Annotated in this window: 22 protein-coding genes; 14 read left to right on the top strand and 8 right to left on the bottom strand. The window is 69.4% G+C overall.

Translation table 11 applies throughout. From position 1 onward, the window contains the following. Positions 1 to 90: 90 nt before the first annotated feature. Genes AC1D2O_RS14160 through cobJ form a run of 6 tightly spaced genes read left to right on the top strand, consistent with a single transcriptional unit; the run spans position 91 to position 4474 of the window. The gene (locus tag AC1D2O_RS14160) at positions 91 to 645 is read left to right on the top strand and encodes a vWA domain-containing protein (RefSeq protein WP_478085299.1); all 555 of its coding nucleotides are present in this window, start codon (positions 91 to 93) and stop codon (positions 643 to 645) included. A 21-nt stretch (positions 646 to 666) separates the two neighbouring features. Further along, complete coding sequence (locus AC1D2O_RS14155; protein ID WP_478085300.1) at positions 667 to 1083, top strand: DUF1636 family protein; 417 nt, start codon at positions 667 to 669, stop codon at positions 1081 to 1083. Between the two features lie 10 nt (positions 1084 to 1093). Next, complete coding sequence (locus AC1D2O_RS14150; RefSeq protein WP_478085302.1) at positions 1094 to 2308, top strand: hypothetical protein; 1215 nt, start codon at positions 1094 to 1096, stop codon at positions 2306 to 2308. Then, complete coding sequence (locus AC1D2O_RS14145; protein ID WP_478085404.1) at positions 2305 to 2934, top strand: precorrin-8X methylmutase; 630 nt, start codon at positions 2305 to 2307, stop codon at positions 2932 to 2934. Before AC1D2O_RS14150 ends, AC1D2O_RS14145 begins: the two co-directional genes overlap by 4 nt. Then, complete coding sequence (locus AC1D2O_RS14140; RefSeq protein ID WP_478085303.1) at positions 2931 to 3662, top strand: precorrin-2 C(20)-methyltransferase; 732 nt, start codon at positions 2931 to 2933, stop codon at positions 3660 to 3662. Before AC1D2O_RS14145 ends, AC1D2O_RS14140 begins: the two co-directional genes overlap by 4 nt. Continuing rightward, complete coding sequence (cobJ, locus tag AC1D2O_RS14135) at positions 3659 to 4474, top strand: precorrin-3B C(17)-methyltransferase (protein ID WP_478085305.1); 816 nt, start codon at positions 3659 to 3661, stop codon at positions 4472 to 4474. The genes AC1D2O_RS14140 and cobJ overlap by 4 nt, the downstream gene beginning before the upstream one ends. On the opposite strand, the gene AC1D2O_RS14130 is transcribed toward cobJ, so the two are convergent. Further along, entirely contained in the window at positions 4435 to 5208 is a 774-nt protein-coding gene (locus AC1D2O_RS14130; protein ID WP_478085306.1) for a cobalt-precorrin-6A reductase, read from the bottom strand. The two genes, cobJ and AC1D2O_RS14130, sit on opposite strands and share 40 nt — an antisense overlap. Here AC1D2O_RS14130 and cbiE point away from each other — a divergent pair. The 5 genes from cbiE to cobF all read left to right on the top strand — a co-directional run bounded on the left by cbiE (position 5207) and on the right by cobF (position 9181). Next, on the top strand, positions 5207 to 6418 hold the full coding sequence (cbiE, locus tag AC1D2O_RS14125) for a precorrin-6y C5,15-methyltransferase (decarboxylating) subunit CbiE (RefSeq protein WP_478085308.1): 1212 nt from the start codon (positions 5207 to 5209) through the stop codon (positions 6416 to 6418). The genes AC1D2O_RS14130 and cbiE overlap by 2 nt on opposite strands. Beyond that, a complete protein-coding gene (locus tag AC1D2O_RS14120) occupies positions 6400 to 6831 on the top strand; it encodes a cobalamin biosynthesis protein (protein ID WP_478157230.1) in 432 nt (143 codons plus the stop codon). Before cbiE ends, AC1D2O_RS14120 begins: the two co-directional genes overlap by 19 nt. Further along, on the top strand, positions 6828 to 7610 hold the full coding sequence (gene cobM, locus AC1D2O_RS14115; protein ID WP_478085312.1) for a precorrin-4 C(11)-methyltransferase: 783 nt from the start codon (positions 6828 to 6830) through the stop codon (positions 7608 to 7610). Before AC1D2O_RS14120 ends, cobM begins: the two co-directional genes overlap by 4 nt. 79 nt (positions 7611 to 7689) lie before the next feature. Further along, positions 7690 to 8376, top strand: coding sequence for an energy-coupling factor ABC transporter permease (locus tag AC1D2O_RS14110; protein WP_478085314.1), 687 nt, complete (start codon positions 7690 to 7692; stop codon positions 8374 to 8376). Between the two features lie 34 nt (positions 8377 to 8410). Then, on the top strand, positions 8411 to 9181 hold the full coding sequence (gene cobF, locus AC1D2O_RS14105) for a precorrin-6A synthase (deacetylating) (protein WP_478085316.1): 771 nt from the start codon (positions 8411 to 8413) through the stop codon (positions 9179 to 9181). Here cobF and AC1D2O_RS14100 read toward each other — a convergent pair. After that, complete coding sequence (locus tag AC1D2O_RS14100; protein WP_478157229.1) at positions 9157 to 9321, bottom strand: hypothetical protein; 165 nt, start codon at positions 9319 to 9321, stop codon at positions 9157 to 9159. The two genes, cobF and AC1D2O_RS14100, sit on opposite strands and share 25 nt — an antisense overlap. Before the next feature lie 135 nt (positions 9322 to 9456). Between AC1D2O_RS14100 and AC1D2O_RS14095 the strand changes: the two genes are divergently transcribed. Next, entirely contained in the window at positions 9457 to 9723 is a 267-nt protein-coding gene (locus tag AC1D2O_RS14095) for an antitoxin (RefSeq protein ID WP_478085318.1), read from the top strand. Continuing rightward, positions 9720 to 10136 (top strand): PIN domain-containing protein, encoded by a 417-nt coding sequence (locus AC1D2O_RS14090; protein WP_478085319.1) that lies wholly within the window; start codon positions 9720 to 9722, stop codon positions 10134 to 10136. Before AC1D2O_RS14095 ends, AC1D2O_RS14090 begins: the two co-directional genes overlap by 4 nt. Positions 10137 to 10291: 155 nt before the next feature. Here AC1D2O_RS14090 and pabB read toward each other — a convergent pair whose 3' ends face one another. Continuing rightward, on the bottom strand, positions 10292 to 11806 hold the full coding sequence (gene pabB, locus AC1D2O_RS14085; protein ID WP_478157227.1) for an aminodeoxychorismate synthase component I: 1515 nt from the start codon (positions 11804 to 11806) through the stop codon (positions 10292 to 10294). Here pabB and AC1D2O_RS14080 point away from each other — a divergent pair. Then, complete coding sequence (locus AC1D2O_RS14080; protein WP_478157225.1) at positions 11805 to 12368, top strand: chorismate--pyruvate lyase family protein; 564 nt, start codon at positions 11805 to 11807, stop codon at positions 12366 to 12368. The genes pabB and AC1D2O_RS14080 overlap by 2 nt on opposite strands. Here AC1D2O_RS14080 and AC1D2O_RS14075 read toward each other — a convergent pair. Genes AC1D2O_RS14075 through bioA form a run of 5 tightly spaced genes read right to left on the bottom strand, consistent with a single transcriptional unit; the run spans position 12329 to position 17921 of the window. Further along, positions 12329 to 13606, bottom strand: a complete 1278-nt coding sequence (locus AC1D2O_RS14075) for a cytochrome P450 (RefSeq protein ID WP_478085323.1) — start codon at positions 13604 to 13606, stop codon at positions 12329 to 12331. The two genes, AC1D2O_RS14080 and AC1D2O_RS14075, sit on opposite strands and share 40 nt — an antisense overlap. Then, a complete protein-coding gene (gene bioB / locus AC1D2O_RS14070; protein ID WP_478085325.1) occupies positions 13603 to 14610 on the bottom strand; it encodes a biotin synthase BioB in 1008 nt (335 codons plus the stop codon). Before bioB ends, AC1D2O_RS14075 begins: the two co-directional genes overlap by 4 nt. Before the next feature lie 47 nt (positions 14611 to 14657). Further along, on the bottom strand, positions 14658 to 15374 hold the full coding sequence (gene bioD, locus AC1D2O_RS14065) for a dethiobiotin synthase (protein WP_478157223.1): 717 nt from the start codon (positions 15372 to 15374) through the stop codon (positions 14658 to 14660). Continuing rightward, the gene (gene bioF / locus AC1D2O_RS14060) at positions 15371 to 16573 is read right to left on the bottom strand and encodes an 8-amino-7-oxononanoate synthase (protein ID WP_478085327.1); all 1203 of its coding nucleotides are present in this window, start codon (positions 16571 to 16573) and stop codon (positions 15371 to 15373) included. Before bioF ends, bioD begins: the two co-directional genes overlap by 4 nt. Continuing rightward, complete coding sequence (gene bioA, locus AC1D2O_RS14055) at positions 16539 to 17921, bottom strand: adenosylmethionine--8-amino-7-oxononanoate transaminase (RefSeq protein ID WP_478157221.1); 1383 nt, start codon at positions 17919 to 17921, stop codon at positions 16539 to 16541. The genes bioF and bioA overlap by 35 nt, the downstream gene beginning before the upstream one ends. Positions 17922 to 18294: the final 373 nt, after the last annotated feature.

Genomic DNA, 18294 nt, shown 5'->3' with positions numbered 1-18294 from the left:
GGTCTGCGGTGGCTGAATCCAGCTCGGCAGCCATTGCTGGCGCCGCCTGCACATCCGGATGCCGGGCCTTCGCGGGCTGCCATCGCATGGTTGCCCACCCTGCTGGCCAAGGGCCCGCAGCCTTTGCAAGGCGGGCATCTGCGCTACAGCCAGCGCTCGGTGCAACCGGCGCGTCTGCACCTGATCGTGCTCGACACCTCCGGCTCGATGCGCCAGCGCGGGCGACTGGCGCTGGCCAAGGGGCACGCCACCTGGCTGATCGAGCAGGCAGCGCGCGCCGGCGACAGCGTGGCCATGCTGAGCTTTGGCGGTCAGGGCGTCGAACTGCGGCTGCCGCCCGGGCGGGCGCGCGCGTCTTGCAGGGAAAAGATTCGAGCGCTGGGCGGTGGCGGTGGCACGCCGCTGGCGCATGCCCTGGCACAGGCCGACAAGGTGCTGCGCCGCGCCGAGCGTCGCGACGGCACGGCGGAATCCTGGCTCTGGCTGCTGACCGATGGCCGGACGCTGGAGCAGCCGGCGGCACCCGAGGCCCCGCGGCATGTCGTCATCGTCGATTTCGACGAAGCCGCGCGCGCCATCGGCCGCTGCGCCGCCTGGGCGCAGCGCTGGGGCGCGGAACATCGCCTCGCCAGCCGACCCGAGTGACCCCACGAAAAAAGCAGAACCATGTCCCACGCAGCTCACCCAGCGCCCACCGCACCCGTCACCGAAGTCATCGTCTGCACCACCTGCCGACCTGCGGGTGCGTCGCGCGATGTGCCGGCGGCCGGCCAGATCCTGCTGGACAAGGTGCGGATGCTGCAGTGCGAAGACCTCCGTTCCGGCGTGCAGGTGCGCGGCATCGCCTGCATGAGCGGTTGCTCGAGGGCCTGCACGGTTGCGTTGCAAGCGGCCGGCAAGCCCACCTACTACTTCGGCGATCTGCTTGCCGATCCCGAAACGGCGGCCCAGGTCCTGGCGTGTGCCGGCTTGCACGCGCGCAGCGTCGACGGCGCGCTGCCGCGCAGCCAGCGCCCCGAGCGCCTGCGCAGCGGCATCCTTGCCAAGCTGCCGCCGTTCCTGTCGGCGGTGGTGGCCTTATGAGCGTGCGCGCATGACACTTCCCGATCCTTCCGAAGCGGGTTCGCACGCCGTGTCGACCGGACTGCGCCCTGCCGCCAAGGGCTGGTGCCCGGGCGCGCATCGCGCCATGGCTTCCGGCGATGGCCTGCTGGTGCGGGTGCGGCCGCAGCTGGCGCGCTTGACGAGCGCGCAGGCCCTGGGGCTGTGCGAGCTGGCCCGGCGCCTGGGCTCGGGGCTCATCGACCTGACCCATCGTGCCAACCTGCAGTTGCGTGGCGTGACGCCCGACGACCACGGCGCGGTGGTCGATGCACTCTGCGCCCTGGGCCTGGCGGATGCGGACGCCACGCGAGAAACCTGGCCGCCGGTTCTCGTGGCGCCTTGCTGGCAAGCGGGCGATGACACCGAAGGCATCGCCACGGAATTGTTGTCGCGCCTGAACGAACTGCCCGCGCTGCCGCCCAAGTTCGGGTTCGCAGTGGATGCGGGGCCGGCGCCGGTCCTGGCTGCGGCCCCGGCCGACGTGCGCATCGAGCGGGCCCGCTCGGGTGGCCTGCTGGTGCGCGCCGACGGCGCCGAGGCCGGACATCGCGTGTCCCGCGCCGGGGCGGTGGATGCGGCACTTGCGATGGCCGACTGGTTTGCGGCGACGGCCAAGGGGGTCGAACCGGCATCGCGGCGGATGCGTCGCCATCAACAGATCTTCAGCTGGGCGGACGGCCCGCAGCCGCTCGAACCCGCAGCCGCCTCGGCCTCGCTGCCCGCACCCGGCATGTCCTCGCTCGGACCGGTCTACGGCGTGCCTTTCGGACGGATCGAGGCTGCGGCCCTCGCCACGCTGCTGCGCGACAGCGGCGCCGTGGGGCTGCGCCTGACGCCGCATCGTGCCCTGGTCCTGGAAGGGGGCCGGTGGTGCGATGCGAGGGCCTTCATCACCGTGGCCGGCGATCCCTTGCTGCGCGTCGATGCCTGTCCCGGCGCGCCTTCGTGTGCCTCGGCGACGGTGGCGACCCATGCGGTCGCCCGCGCGCTCGCTTCGGGGCTGGATGCGGCGGGCACCGGTGCACCCCGCAGCCTGCACGTGTCCGGCTGCGCCAAGGGCTGCGCACGCGCGCGCCCGGCCGATGCCACCTTGGTGGGCCGCAACGGCGCCTTCGATCTCGTGCGCAGCGGCTGCGCCTGGGACGCGCCCGTGCAGACCCGACTGTCCCCTGAAGCCTTGTGCTCACTCATCGGAATGCCCTGATGCACGTCTTTGAAACCGATGGCGCGGAAATCTACCGTCGCTCTTTCGCCATGATCCGGGCCGAGGCCGATCTCGCGCGCTTCGATGCCGACGACGAGCCCGTCGCGGTGCGCATGATCCACGCGGCCGGCCTCATCGGACTGGAAGCGCAGCTGCGCTTCCAGCCCGGCTTCACGCGCGCGGCACGGGCGGCGCTGGCGGCCGGTGCACCCATCCTGTGCGATGCACGCATGGTCAGCGAGGGCGTGACCCGCTCGCGCATGCCGGGCGGCAACGCGGTGGTGTGCACCTTGCACGACCCGGAGGTGCCCGGTCTGGCGGCGGCCATGTCGACCACCCGGTCTGCCGCCGCGCTGGAACTGTGGCGACCTCGGCTGCAGGGCGCCGTGGTGGCCATCGGCAACGCACCGACGGCCCTGTTCCATCTGCTGAACATGCTGCAGGATCCGGCCTGCCCGCGGCCCGCGGCGATCATCGGTTGTCCGGTCGGCTTCGTCGGCGCGGCGGAATCGAAAGACGCGCTGTGGGCCGAACAGCCCGCGCCCTGCTGCATCGTGGCCGGGCGCCTGGGCGGCAGCGCCATCACGGTGGCGGCGATCAACGCGCTGGGGAGTCGTCTGGAATGAACCCGCGCGGCACCCTGTACGGACTGGGCCTGGGCCCCGGGGATCCGGACCTGATGACCGTGCGCGCGCACCGCCTGTTGCAGCGCGCGACCCATGTCGCCTACTTCCGCAAGGCCGGCCGGCCCGGGCAGGCGCGCCGCATCGTGGACGATCTGCTGCCCGAAGCGGTGACGGAACACGCGATGGAATACCCCGTCACCACCGAGATCCCGGTGGACGATCCGGCCTACAACCAACTGCTGTCCGGCTTCTATGCCGAGTGCGCGGCGCAGCTGCGGGCGCTGTCGGACGCCGGCCACGACGTGGTCGTGCTGTGCGAGGGCGATCCGTTCTTCTATGGCTCGTTCATGCACCTCTACACCCGGCTGATCGAGACCCACCCGGTGCAGGTGGTGCCGGCGATCACCGGCATGTCGGGTGCATGGACGGCCACCGGCCAGCCCATCACCTGGGGCGACGACGTGTTGACCGTGCTGATGGGCACGCTGCCCGAAGCGCGGCTCGCGCGCCACATGGCCGACAGCGAGGCGCTGGTCGTCATGAAGATCGGTCGCCACATCGACAAGGTGCGCCGTGCATTGACGACGGCGGGTCGACTGCAAGACGCCTGGCTGGTCGAGTTCGCCACCATGCCGGGTCAGAAGGTGATGCGGCTTGCGGAGGCCGAAGGCCGCGTCACGCCCTACTTTTCGATCGTGCTGGTGCATGGGCAAGGACGGCGGCCATGAGCCTGGCGACGAACGCGGCCACGGTGCCGACGCATGCAGCGGGCTGGCTGGTCATCGCCGGGCTCGGCCCGGGCGCCGATGGCTGCGTGACACCCGAGGTGAGCGCGGCCCTGGCCGATGCCACCGACGTGGTCGGCTACATCCCCTACGTGGCCCGGGTGGCGCCGCGCGCCGGACTCAGGCTGCACGCGAGCGACAACCGCGTCGAGATGGAACGCGCCGCCCACGCGCTGCGCCTGGCCGCCGAAGGCCGGCGCGTGGTGGTGGTGTCGTCGGGCGACCCGGGTGTGTTCGCGATGGCCTCCGCGGTGTTCGAGGCGGTGGAGGCGGGCGATGCTGCATGGCGCCTGCTGGACGTGCGCGTGTTGCCCGGGATCACCGCGATGCTGGCTGCCGCCGCGCGCGCCGGAGCGCCGCTGGGCCACGACTTCTGCGCCATCAACCTGTCGGACAACCTGAAGCCCTGGGCCCTGGTGGAACGCCGTCTGCGGCTGGCGGTGCAGGCCGATTTCGCGATGGCCTTCTACAACCCGCGTTCCGTGTCCCGCCCGAGCGGCTTCGCCCGAACGCTGGCCGTCCTGCGCGAGGCCTGCGGCGCGGCGGGAAGCCCGGCGCGTCCGGTGATCTTCGCCCGTGCCGTGTCCACGCCCGACGAGACCATCCGCGTGGTCGCGCTGCAAGATGCACAACCCGAAATGGCCGACATGCGCACCGTCGTCATCGTCGGATCCAGTCTGACGCGGGTCATTGCCCGCCAGGGCCGACCCTGGGTCTACACGCCGCGCTCGGCGCCGCGCGAGGTGGCCGCATGATGCGCTGCCTCCAGCCACAGCAGCACCTCGGCCACGCGTGTCACTTCCTGTCGCGCGGGCAGCGGTGGCCGCGCCACCATCACGATCGGCAGTTCGAGCTCGCGGGCAGCGTGCAGCTTGGCCTCTGCACCGGTGCCGCCGGCGTTCTTGCAGACCAGGACGTCCACGCGCTGCGCGCGCAGCAGGGTGATGTCGCCCTTCAGGTCGAAGGGCCCGCGCGAGACGATGACCGTGTGTTGCGGCAAGGGCGGCCGCAGCTCGGGCAGGTCGACCAGCCGCAGGATGTAGTGATGCTGCGGCTGTGCCGCGAAGGCGGACAGGTGCATGCGGCCCAAGGCCAGCATCACGCGGCGCGGCGGCCCGCTCAGCGCGGCGACGGCCGCGGGCAGGTCGGGCACGGGCTGCCAGCGGTCGCCGGGGCCTGCCTGCCAGCCGGGGCGAGTCAAGGCCAGCAAGGGCAGGCCGCACTCCGCGCAAGCCGCGACCGCGTTCGCGCTCATGCGCGCGGCGAAGGGATGGGTGGCGTCCACGACGTGCGTCACCTGCTCTTCGCGCAGATGGCGCACCAGGCCGCTCACGCCGCCGAAGCCACCCACGCGCACGGCGATGGGCTGCGCCTTGGGCTGGGCCACCCGGCCGGCATAGGACAGCACGGCGCGTTCGCCTCTTTCGGCGAGCGCCCGTGCCAGCGCGCTCGCTTCGAGCGTGCCGCCCAGGACCAGGACATTGCGCATGGCTGAATTCACTGAAGTTACCCCGTGGTTGACGATCATCGGGCTCGGCGAAGACGGATGGACGGGCCTGCCTTCCGCCAGCCGCGCAGCACTCGATGCGGCCGAACTGGTGGCCGGCAGCGCCCGGCATCTGGCGTTGTTGCCCGGTCTGCGCGCCGAGCGGCTCGAATGGCCGGTGCCGTTCGCCGATGGCATCCCGATCCTACTGGCACAGCGCGGTCGCCGCGTGGCGATGCTGGCCTCCGGCGACCCGTTCTGGTTCGGCGCGGGCAGCTCGGTGACGCGCCATCTCGGCGCGCACGAATGGCATGCCTTGCCCGCTGCATCGACATTCGGCCTGGCGGCTGCGCGCCTGGGTTGGCCGCTGGAGCACTTGACCTGCCTGGGTCTGCACGCGGCGCCGCTGGCGCGTCTGCGACCGCACCTGCACACGGGCGAGCGGCTGCTGCTGCTGCTGCGCGACGGTGCCGCAGTGGCGGCGCTCGCGCGCTACCTCGTCGACAACGATTGCGGCGCCAGCGCGATGAGCGTGCTCGAAGCACTGGGTGGCCCGCACGAGCGGCGGCGCGACGTCGCTGCGTCCGCCTTCGACCTGACCGATGTGCGGCATCCGGTGGCCGTGGCCTTGCAGGTGGCCGGAACGGGCATGGCCATGCCGTGCAGCACGGGCCTGCCGGACGACGCATTTGCACACGACGGCCAGCTCACGAAGCAGAAGGTGCGTGCCCTGGCGCTGTGCGCCCTGGCTCCGCGGCCCGGCGAGCGGCTGTGGGACATCGGTGCGGGCTCCGGGTCGATCGGCATCGAATGGCTGCTGGCGCATCCGAGGTGCGAGGCCGTGGCCATCGAGGGCGACCCCGAGCGCGCGATGCGGCTGCGTGCCAATGCCGACCGGCTGGGCGTCGATCGGCTCGCATTGGTGACAGGCAGCGCACCCGAAGCCTTGGCCGGCCTGCCGCCGCCGGATGCGGTCTTCATCGGCGGCGGCCTCAGCGACGCGATGCTGGCGCATCTGTGGCGCCTGCTTCCGCAAGGCTGCCGTGTGGTGGCCCATGCCGTGACACTGGAATCCGAAGCGCTGCTGAGCGACTGGCACGCGCGCGCCGGCGGCAGCCTGACACGCATCGAGCTGGCGGAGGCCGCGCCCTTGGGGACGCGGCGTGCCTGGCGCGCTTCCTACCCGATCGTGCAATGGAGTGCGACGCGATGATGGTGGCGGGCTTCGGTTTCAGAAGCGGTGCGACGCTGGCATCGCTGCGCGACGCGTTGGCGCACGCGGCCGCGGCCTTGCAACCCACGGTGCCGGTGCAGTCGATTGCCTTGCTCGCCACTGCGCAAGACAAGGCCGACGCACCGTCCCTGCGTGCGCTGGCCGAGGAGCTGGGTGTGCCGGTGTGCGCCGTGGAGGCTGCGCGGATGAACGCCACCGTCACCCTGACCGACCACGCCACGGTACGTGTGCTGCGCGGCAGCGGCAGCACCGCCGAAGCGGCGGCCCTGGCGGCAGCCCTGATGCACGGCGGTCCGGGTGCAACGTTGCTTCATCCACGCGTGGTGTCGACCGACCGCGTTGCCACCTGCGCGATCGCCGCGTGCACACAACAATCGGAGTTTCGACCATGACCATCCACTTCATCGGCGCCGGTCCCGGTGCGCCAGACCTGTTGACCTTGCGCGGGCGCGACCTGATCGGCCGCTGTCCTGTCTGCCTCTATGCCGGTTCGCTGGTGCCCGAAGAAATCCTGGCGCACTGTCCACCCGGCGCGCGCATCGTCAACACCGCGCCACTCGATCTCGATGCCATCGTCGCCGAATTCGTCGCCGCCCATGCGGCAGGGCAGGAGGTGGCGCGGCTGCATTCGGGTGATCTTTCCGTGTGGTCGGCGATGGGCGAGCAATTGCGCCGTCTGCGGGCCGTCGGCATCCCCTACACGGTCACGCCCGGCGTGCCCTCGTTCGCCGCTGCGGCGGCCGCGCTGGGTGCCGAACTCACGCTGCCGGGCCTGGCGCAGTCGGTGGTGCTGACGCGCACATCCGGCCGCGCGTCGCCCATGCCCTCGTGCGAGACCTTGGCTGGCTTTGCCGCCACCGGAGCCACGCTCGCCTTGCACCTGTCCATCCACAAGCTGGCCGAGGTGGTCGCAGAGCTGGTGCCGTTCTACGGCGCCGAGTGTCCGGTGGCCGTGGTCTATCGCGCAAGTTGGCCGGACGAGCAGATCTTCCGCGCGACCTTGGCCACCATCGAGGCGACGATGGGCGAGGGCGTGGAACGCACCGCGCTGATACTCGTCGGCCCCGCACTGGCCGCTGAAGGCTTCGCCGAAAGCCGTCTCTATGCCGGCGACTACGACCGGAGGTTCCGGCCGACGCGCGCCGAACCGGGCAATTCGCCAACCGCCTGACATCACATTTCTCGTTCCCTTCCTTCAACCCCCTCGCAGCTCCGCTGAGCGGACTGCACTCACCCTACGGAGCCCCGCCATGCACATGGAACCCGGAATCGTCGACGGCAGCAAGATCCTGCTGTCCTATGCCACGGCGAGCGCCTGCGCGCTCTATGCAGTGAAGCTGTCCCTGAACCACATTCGCGAGGAGGGTGCGGGCTCGCTGCTGCTGCGCAGCGTGCTCGCCGCCATGCTGGTCTTCGTATTCTTCGAGGTGTTCCCGCACGCGCCGGTCGGCGTGTCCGAGGTTCACCTGATCCTGGGCTCGTCGCTGTTCCTGATTCTGGGCGCAGCGCCCACCGCCATCGGCCTGGCCGCGGGGCTGGCGCTGCAGAGCCTCTTCTTCGAGCCGAAAGACCTGCCGCAGTACGGCATGAACGTCACCACCTTGCTGGCCGCGCTGTTCGCCATGCAGGCGGTGGCCAAGCGGGTGCTGCCGGCCAAGCTTCCCTATGTCGAGCTGGGCTACGTGCATGTGCTCAAGATGTCGGTGGTGTTCCAGGGAGGGATCGTCGCCTGGGTGGCTTTCTGGACGATCTACGGCCGCGGCTTCGGGGCAGAGACGCTGCAAGCCGTGGGCAGCTTCGGCGCCGCCTACATGACGGTCGTGCTGCTGGAGCCGCTGGTCGACCTGGCCGTGCTGGCAGCAGCCAAGGGGCTGCGCGGGCGGGCAGGGCAGGGCGGGTCGGTGCTGCTGACGCGGCGTCTGCACCACGCAGCCTGAACACGAGCTGGCCGATTGCCGCGCGGGCCCGCCGATGAATGCCGTTTCCACGATCGAGCTGATGCTGATTGGCATCGGCACCGGCAATCCCGAGCATCTCACGCTCCAGGCCATCGGTGCATTGAACCGCGCCGACCTCATCCTGATTCCGCGCAAGGGCGCCGACAAGGCCGAGCTCGCCGACTTGCGCCGCAAGATCTGCGCGACGCATCTGAACGGTCAGGCCCGATTGGTCGAGTTCGACCTGCCCGTGCGCGACACCGCCGCGCCGAGCTATCTCGACGGCGTGCACGAGTGGCACGCGGCCATTGCCGCCGTGTGGGCGGGGCAGATCGCCACATGCCTGCCTCATGGCGGTCGTGTGGCACTGCTGGTCTGGGGAGACCCCTCCCTCTACGACTCCAGCATGCGCATTGCCGAACGGCTGCAAACGGCTGGCATGGCGCTGCGGGTCGAGGTGATTCCCGGCCTGAGCAGCGTTCAGTTGCTGACCGCCGCACACGCCATCCCGCTCAACACCCTGGGGGCCTCGGTGCTGATCACCACTGGACGTCAGTTGAGGGCCGGCGGCTGGCCGGCAGGCCTGGACACGGTCGTGGTCCTGCTCGACGGTGTCAGCGCATTTCAGGTTCTACCCCCGGAGGGCATTGAGATCTATTGGGCAGCCTATCTCGGAATGCCGTACCAGTTGCTTCTTGCCGGCCCTCTTGCCAGCACCGGACCACGCATCGCTGCGCTTCGCGCAGCAGCCCGCGAGGAGCACGGGTGGGTCATGGACAGCTACCTTCTTCGGCGGAGCGTGTAGTTCTCCCAGGTCTTGCCGGTTCGACGGATTGAACGCGCGGCCTTGCTGGCGCGCGTCATCGGGTCGACGACGGCTTGCACCGTCTTGATCCGATCGACCTCGCGCGTCGACATGGTGATCGTTACCGCCGGTATTGCCATCGCTGTGCCTCGGATCCAGGAACTGGACCAAGGCCACGATGCGACATTTCGTTGGCGCACCGCGAAGTGGGAGCGGTTGACACGCCAAGGGAAAGTAGATACATTAGTATATACTTTATGCACCCGGAGTCCGCCATGCCGCAGTCCATCGCCAAACTCTTCGCGACCGGTGGCAGCCAGGCCGTGCGTCTGCCGGCCGAGTTCCGCTTCGAAGGAGCCGCCGAGGTGTATATCCGCCGCGATGAGATCACCGGCGACGTCATCCTTTCGGCGCGCTCGCCGGTGGACTGGAGATCGTTCATGCAGTTGCGCGAACAGTTGGGCCCGGTGCCCCATGACTTCCTGGTTGATCGCGAGCAGGACCAGCAACAGCGCGACCCCTTCGAGGGCTGGAAAGAGTGACCCTCTACATGTTGGATACCAACGCGGCGAGCGAAGCAATGCGCGGCCACCCCGCATTCGATGCGAAATTGCAGGCGCTGCCGCCGGGCCAATGGTGCATCTCGGCGGTGACCAGTTCGGAGATCCGCTACGGCGTCGCCAAGCGGCCTGAGGCCGTGCGGTTGCATCGGATCGTGGACGAGTTTCTGCGCATCGTGCCGATCATGCCGTGGGATGCCCAGGCGGCGAGCCGGCATGGTGCGCTGCGGGCGGATCTGAAGGCACGCGGCATGCCCATCGGCGACTTCGACGAGATGATCGCGGCGCACGCGCTGGCCCTCGGCGCCGTGGTGGTCACGGACAACACCCGACACTTTGCACGCGTGCCGGGCCTTGTGATCGAAAACTGGCTTCGGCCGGCGGCCGGCCACTGAAGCAGCAATCCGCACCGATGGCCGAGCACTTCGGCAACCTCGATATCGGCCTTGGCGTCAGGCCCAGGATGGCCACGACCTTTCACGAAGTGCTGACGTTCGAGACTCGGGTGCCGTAGGGACTCAGGCCTCCGCGTCCGACCCCGTCTCCTCCGCTACGCCGCTACGCCGCTACGCCAGTGTGATGCGTGCGCATTCGTTTCGCGTGTGTGCTCTGCTTGTCTCGCCGCGCGAATCGGCAACGATGAGCACCCATTCGCCCCCCGTTCCAGGGTCTCGACGATGCGAAGTCCCTTCGCCACCGTCTCTGCCCACTCGGCCGCGGGCTCGGAGTCCGCAACGATGCCGCCGCCGAGCTGCACCATCACTCGCCCGTCGGCAACGATCGCCGTGCGGATGACGACCGACAGGTCCATGTTGCCGCGGCAATCCAGATAGCCCACCGAGCCGGCATACCATCCACGGCGCATGGGTTCGAGTTCCTCGATGATCTGCATCGCCTTGACCTTGGGCGCACCGGTCATCGAACCCGGCGGCCAGCAGGCGCGCAGCAGTTGCGCAATGCCGCGGTCCGGGCGAATTCGAGCACGCACGGTCGACACCATCTGCCACACGCTGGCGTAGGACTCCAGCGCGAACAGCTCGGGCACTTCAACGCTGCCGACCACCGCCACGCGCCCAAGGTCGTTGCGCATCAGGTCGACGATCATCACGTTTTCCGCGCGGTCCTTGACGCTCGCCGCCAGATGCCGGCGTCGCGCGGCATCCTCGGCTTCGTCTGTGCCGCGTGCTGCAGTGCCCTTGATCGGACGCGCCTCGAGCCGGTCGCCCCTGCGATGAAGGAATCGCTCGGGCGAGCAACTTGCGATCGCGAAGCCCGGCCCTTCGAGGTAGGCAGCGAAGGGCGCCGGATGCGCAGCCACAAGATCTTCGTACAGGGCCCAGGTATCGCCCTCGAAGGCCCGATCTTCACGTCGCGTCAGGTTGACCTGAAGTACATCGCCGCGGACGATGGCCTTCTGGATGGATTGGACGCCGCTCTCGAACTGAGCGCGTGACGTGCCCAGGGTGCGGGGACCTGCGTGCCAGTGCCCGCGTTCGGGCAGCGGGCCGCAAGCACGCTCCACAGTGCGGCGCCAGGCTTCGATCCGATCGGTGCGGGTCCAGGGCCAGCGCTCCGAAGGGCCGCGGACGGTGGCCTCCCACCACTGCCCGCTCGGATGGTGAAAGCCCAGCACCTGGTCCACCGCCATCCACCATTGCCGGGGCAGCACCGGATCGTGCAGGGCCTGTTCAGGCAGGCGCTCGACATGGCGGGCGAGGTCGTAGCCCAGCACGCCCACCCAGCCACCGACGAAGTCCATGCCCTCGGGACAGTCGCCCTCGAAGCGGACGCTGTCAGGATGCCCCGCGGCGACCGCTGCGAGCGCTTCGAAGGGGTCGGCCCAGGAGGCGATCTCGCGGCCGTCCCGTTCGAGCCGGGTCGTGGTTTCGTCTGTGTACAGTGTGGCCAATGCCGGTCCGGCAACGTAGGACCACTGGGCCTGGCGCGGCATGGGCAGCGCGCTTTCGAGCAGCGCGAAGCGTCCATCGCCGCGCAGCCGCGCCATCGTGCCACGTGGACCGTCCGGCAGGGCCACGGGGCGAATCGTCACTTGAATTTCGATCATGTCTTCATTCAAATATCAGGCGCTTGAGCGTCAACGCTTTCACCTTCCATCGGATTCGCCCGCGCGGGAAGAGCACGCCCGCGAGGTGCTGCGCCTGCTGCTGGCGCAGGATGGATCGACCACCCGTCTGTGCGAAACCATCGCCGGCGGTCCGGTTTCGCTGCATGTGCTGGAGCAGCGGATCGTGCAGGCGGTGCCGGCCGAAGTGCGTGCCGCGCTTCCAGGCGCGAGCTTCATCGAGCGGATCACCTGCCTCGCCGCTCACGGCCAGGTGATGATGGACAACCTGTCGTACATCGCACTCGAGGGCCTGCCGGAGGATGTGCAGCGCGACCTCGAGGCTGGCGCGATGCCGATCGGTCATCTTCTGTCGCGCCTGTGGGTGCGCCGCTCGTTCCTCGATGCGTCGCCGGCGCTGTACGAACGGCTCTGGGGCGCGGGAGGTGGGCTCCCTGACACCGAAGCGTCGCGCACGTACTGCATCGTGACACCCGAGGGCCCGCGCATGCTCATTGCCGAGACCTATCGTCGCGGCATGCTGATGCGCAGACCGGCGGCCTGAAACTGACGCACCGGCAGCGCGCTGAGCCCTCGGTACACCGCATTGCCGCTCCAGCGCGGCTGGGCGTCGACCAGGCGCAGATGCGGGAACCGATGCAGCAGGCGATCGAAGACGATCTGAGCCTCCATCAGCGTCAGGCTGGCGCCGATGCACACATGCGGCCCGGCGCCGAACGACAGCAAGCCGCCGGGGCGGCGCGCGATGTCCAGGCGATCGGCTTCTGAGTAGCGCACCGGATCGCGGTTGGCAGAGGCGATGAGCGCGACCACCAGGTCGCCGCGGCGCAGCTGCCGACCGTGCAGCACCAGATCGGCCGCCACGCGGCGGCCGGTGTACTGCACCGGGCTGTCGAAGCGAAGCAGTTCGCGCACTGCGCCCGGCAGCAAGGCCGGGTCGTTCCGGAGGCGTTGCCACTGGCCAGGATCGGCGAGGAGTGCCTGCAGGCCGTTGCCCAGCAGGTTGCGCGTGGTCTCGTGGCCGGCGAACAGCAGCATCGCGCATTGGGCGAGCAGTTCGGCACCGGGCTGGATGTCGCCCGCCGCCTCGGCCCGCAGCAGCCGGCTCACGAGGTCGTCGCCCGGGGTGCTCCGCCGCTGCGGCACGAGATGCTCGAAGTAGCCGGTCATCGCCAGCAGGCTGGTGCGTGCGCGCCGTGCCTGTTCGAGCGACGGCAGGGGTGCACCGATGAAGGTCGCCAGATCGTCGGACCAGGCGATGAAGTCGCCGCGATCGGCCGCAGGGATGTCCATCAGCATCGCCATCACCTCGGCCGGCAGCGGCCGCGCCAGCGCCTGCATGAAGTCGAAGCCCGCGTCGGCATCCACCGCGTCGAGCAGGGCGTCGACGCGCCGCTCGATGGCCGGCGCGAACTGCTGCAGGACGTCGCTGCGAAAGCCTGCGTTGAGCACACCGCGGATGCGCGTGTGATCCGGGGCATCGACAAACAGCATCGCCCGCGCGAAGAGCTGCTGGAAATCCCTCAGCTCGCTGCGGGCGGCCGGGCTTTGCATCACCCAGCCGCCGGTGCGCTGCGCCGAGAATCGCACGGCATCGCGAAGCACCGCCTCGACATCGGCATGGCGGGTCAGCAGCCACGCACCGCCGAAGAACTCGTCGCTCCAGTGGATCGGCCCGGCCTCGCGCAGCGCGGCGTAGGCCGGATAGGGGTCGGCGCGGAACGCCGCGTCGATGATCGGACGGCCGAGCGGGTTCGGCGGCGGCGCCAGCACCGCACTCATTGTTTGCTCTGCGCTCTCAACCCCAGCCGCTCGAACAGCGCCCGGTCGCGCTCGGCCTGCGGATTGCTCGTGGTCAGCAGCTTGTCGCCGTAGAAGATCGAATTGGCGCCGGCGGCAAAGCACAGCGCCTGCAGCGCCTCGTCCATCTGCTCGCGCCCGGCCGACAGCCGCACCATGGTCGTCGGCATCGTGATGCGCGCCACCGCGATGGTGCGCACGAACTCGAAGGGGTCGAGCGGCTCGGTGCCCGCCAGCGGCGTGCCGGCGACCTGCACCAGGTTGTTGATCGGCACCGACTCGGGATAGGGCTCGAGGTTGGCCAGTTGCGCGATCAGCCCGGCGCGCTGGGCGCGGCTCTCGCCCATGCCCACGATGCCGCCGCAGCAGACATGGATGCCGGCGTCGCGCACATGGCCCAGCGTATCGAGCCGGTCCTGGTAGGTGCGGGTGCCGATGATGTTGCCGTAGAACTCGGGAGCGCTGTCGAGGTTGTGGTTGTAGTAGTCCAGCCCCGCATCCTTCAGGGCCCGGGCCTGTTCCGCTTCGAGCATGCCCAGCGTCATGCAGGTCTCCAGGCCCAGTGCGCGCACCTCGCGCACCATGTCGGTCACGCGCTCCATGTCGCGCGCCTTGGGGCTGCGCCAGGCCGCGCCCATGCAGAAGCGCGTGGCGCCTTGGGCTTTGGCCGCCTGTGCTGCTTCGACGACTTCCTGCAGCGGCATCAGCTTGCTCGCCTCGACGCCGGTGTCGAAGTGCGCGGACTGCGGGCAGTAGCCGCAATCTTCCGCGCAGCCACCGGTCTTGATCGACAGCAGCGTGGACAACTGCACTTCATTGGCATCGAAATGCTCGCGATGAACCTGCTGCGCGCGAAACAGCAGATCCATGAACGGCAGCGCGAACAGGGCCTCGATCTCTGCGACGCGCCAGCGCGCCTCGGCCTGCGTCGGGATGCGAGAAGGCGCAGGGCGCAGCGCGGAGAGAGAAATGGTGTTCGTCGTCATGTGGATTCCAGATCGTGGGTTGTTTTTCGCGTCAAAGAGGGCTTGTCTCAAAGGCCGAAGAGCGCCCGCAGCGCGGCATCGTCGAGGTGGGCCGAAACTGCCGCAGGGTCAGGGCTGGCCAGCCGGGGAACCACGCCGAGGCAAGGCGCCTGCCAGTGCCGCCGCAGTTCATGGCCAAGGGTGGCAAGGTTGTCGTCGCGATGCAGCATCGCCGGATCGACAGTGTTCGCGACCCAGCCAGCCAATCGCAGACCGCGTGCACAAATCGCCTCGGCACTGAGCAGTGCATGGTTGATGCAGCCGAGCCGCAGCCCGACCACCAGCACGACCGGCAAGCCCAGGTCCATGGCGAAGTCGGCGCTGTCGAAGTCCGGCCCGAGCGGCACACGGAACCCGCCAACGCCCTCGGCGATCAGATACTCGGCGCGCGTCGCGAGCGCCAGGGCGCCCTGCAGCAGGGCGGCGCGTTCGATCGAACGGCCCTCGAGCGCCGCCGCGATGTGCGGTGCGCAGGCAGCTTCGAACTGGAACGGCCCGACCTCGGCATCGGCCAACGCCACCGAGCTCGCATTGCGCAGCGCGCGCACATCGTCGTTGACGTCCTCGCCATCGATCACCTCGGTGCCGGCCGCCACCGGCTTGTAGCCGGCGCAACGCCGGCCCTGCTCGCCGAGCCAGTGCAGCAACGCGGCGCTGATGCGCGTCTTGCCGACCTCGGTGTCGGTGCCGGTGACGAAGCAACCACGCATCGCAGCGGAACTCATCGCAGCGTCCCGGCGGCCCGCGTCAAGCCATCGAGGAGCGCCTGCACATCCTTCGGCGTGTGCGCGGCGCTCAGCGTGATGCGCAGCCGTGCGGTGCCTGCAGGCACCGTCGGCGGACGGACCGCCGGCACCCACAGGCCCTGGGCGTCGAGCGTTGCCGCCAGGTCCAGCGCCGCGGCGTTGTCGCCGACGATCATCGGCTGGATCGCCGTGGCGGAATCGGCCAGGCGCCAGCCGAGACCGGGGTACTCCTGCGTCAATGTCGAGAGGCCATCGCGCAGCATGGCGATCGATTGCGCCAATCGGGCCCGCCGCGCGTCGCCCTCGTCGCCGGCGATCAGGCGCAGGCTGGTGAGCACGGCATGCGCGATCGCCGGTGGTGCCGCCGTGGTGTAGATGTAGCTGCGCGCCGATTGCACCAGCCAGTCGATCACGCTCGGGTGGGCGGCCACGAAGGCCCCGCCCAGGCCTACGGCCTTGCCCAGCGTGCCCATGTAGATGAGGCGCTCGCTGCGCAGGCCGAAGTGCGACAGGCTGCCGCTGCCGCGCGGGCCCAGCACGCCAAAGCCATGCGCATCGTCGATGACCAGCCAGGCATCGTGCGCCTCGGCCAGCGCCAGAAGGGCCGGCAGGTCGGCCAGGTCGCCATCCATGCTGAAGACGGCATCGGTCACGATCAACTTGATCGGTGTGCTGCATCGCCCGAGATGGCTCGCCAGCACATCGAGCCGGCCGTGGGGGTAGCGCTGCAGCGGCGCCTTGGCCAGCAGCGCGCCGTCGACCAGCGATGCATGGTTGAGCTTGTCGGCGAAGATCGTCGCGCTGGCATCGCCCAAAGCGGTGAGTAGTGCCAGGTTCGCCATGTAGCCGGTGCAGAAGCTCAGCGCCCTTGCCTCCGGGATGCAGGGCGACAGCCAGCGCGCGAGTTCGTCCTCGAGCAACACATGGGCGCGCGAATGGCCGCTGATCAGATGTGACGCGCCGCTGCCGGCGCCATGGCGGCGCGCGCCTTCGGCCAGCGCCTCGATCAGGGCCGGATGGTTCGCCAGCCCCAGATAGTCATTGCTGCAGAAGGCCAGCACGTCGCGCCCGGACACCCGCTGATGCGGCGCACACGGCGACTCGGTCGTGCGGCGCTGCCTTCGCAGCGCCTGGGCGTCGCGCTCACGCAGTTGGTGGTTCAGGTGTTCGATCAGCATGGGCGTTCTCGATGTCGGCCGTGGCGTCCAGCGTTGCCATCACGCGTTGCGCGAGCCAGGCTGCCAGTTCGTCGTCCAGCACATAGGGCGGCATCAGGTAGACGGTACGGCCGATCGGTCGGATCAGCAGTTCGCGCGCGCGGCCGGCGAGGTGGAAGCGTTCGGCAAAGCGCTCACCGACGAAGGCCTCCCGCACATCGAACGCCCAGATCATCCCGCGCTGGCGGAAGTGCTCGACGCGCGGGTCGTTCCGCAAGGGCGAGAGCGCCGATGTCAATGCCGCAGCGCGCTGCCGGTTGCGCTGCAGGACGTCGTCCTCTTCGAAGCGGTCGAGCACCGCCAGCGCCGCCCGGCAGGCCAGCGCATTTCCGGTGTAGGAGTGCGAGTGCAGGAAACCGCGCGCAACGTCGTCGTCGAGGAAAACCTCGTAGATCTCGTCGCGCGTCATCACCAGCGACAGTGGCAGCGTGCCGCCGCTGATGCCCTTGGACAGGCAGACGAAGTCCGGCCAGATCCCGGCCTGCTCGCAGGCGAAGAAGGTGCCGGTACGTCCGCAGCCCACTGCGATCTCGTCGGCGATCAGGCTCACCTCGTAGCGGTCGCACAGCGCGCGCACCGTACGCAGGTAGGCCGCGTCGTGCATCGCCATGCCGGCGGCGCCCTGTACCAGCGGCTCGATGATCAGCGCGGCGATGTGCGCATGGCGCGCTTCGAACAGTGCCTCCAGCTCGGCGGCGGCACGCGCGGCCACGTCCACGGCGGTCTCGCCGGGCGCGGCCTGGCGTGCGTCGGGCGACATCACCTGGTGGGCACGCATGAGCAGCGGATCGTAGGCGTCGCGGAACACCGGCACGTCGGTGACTGCCAGGGCGCCGAGCGTCTCGCCGTGGTAGCCGTGCCGCAAACAGACGAACTCCCGCTTCTCCGGACGCCCGAGGTTGCGCCAGTGGTGGAAACTCATCTTGAGCGCGATCTCGACCGCCGAGGCGCCGTCGCTGGCGAAGAAGCAATGGCCGAGCACGCCACCGGTGAGGGCCGACAGGCGCTCGGCCAGTTCCACCGCCGGTGCGTGGGTGCAGCCGGCCAGCATCACGTGCGGCAGGCGGTCGAGCTGGTCCTTCAAGGCCGCGTTGATGCGCGCATCGGCATGGCCGAACAGGTTGACCCACCACGAGCTGGTGGCGTCGAAGTAGCGATGGCCTTCGTGGTCGATGAGCCATGGGCCCTCGCCGCGCGCGATCGGTAGCGGCGGGACTGCGGCGGCGCGCTGCATCTGTGTGCACGGGTGCCAGACGCTGCGCAGGCTGCGCTGCTGCCAAGCCGCATTTGGGCCGATGGGTGTGTGCATGCAATGAATATGAGAAGTGCTGCGTGTGCCGCGCCGGCCAGGGGCTCAAGCGTGACAGTGCGGCTGGAACTGATCGGCCTGTCCGCGCAAGGCGAATCAGGGCGGGAAGCGCCAACGCTCAGGCCGCAGCGGCCTCAGCCGAAGCTCGCTGCACCGGGATGTGGGCGCGTTCTTCAACGATGCGGTGGGTGGCATTCAGCATGTCTTACTTGGGCAATGAACGAAACATCAGGATGAGACGAGATAGGTGGGGAAGAGGCAGTGGATCTCGCTGGCAGCTTCTGCTTCGGACCCATGCGCGAAGGCGCCGAATGCTAGTGGAGAACCATCAAAAGAAAAATTCCGGACCAGGTACTTTGCACCTGTCGATCTC

This window comes from Variovorax sp. P1_G12 (genome assembly GCF_056405555.1).
This window is presented reverse-complemented; position numbering and strand designations above follow the sequence as displayed.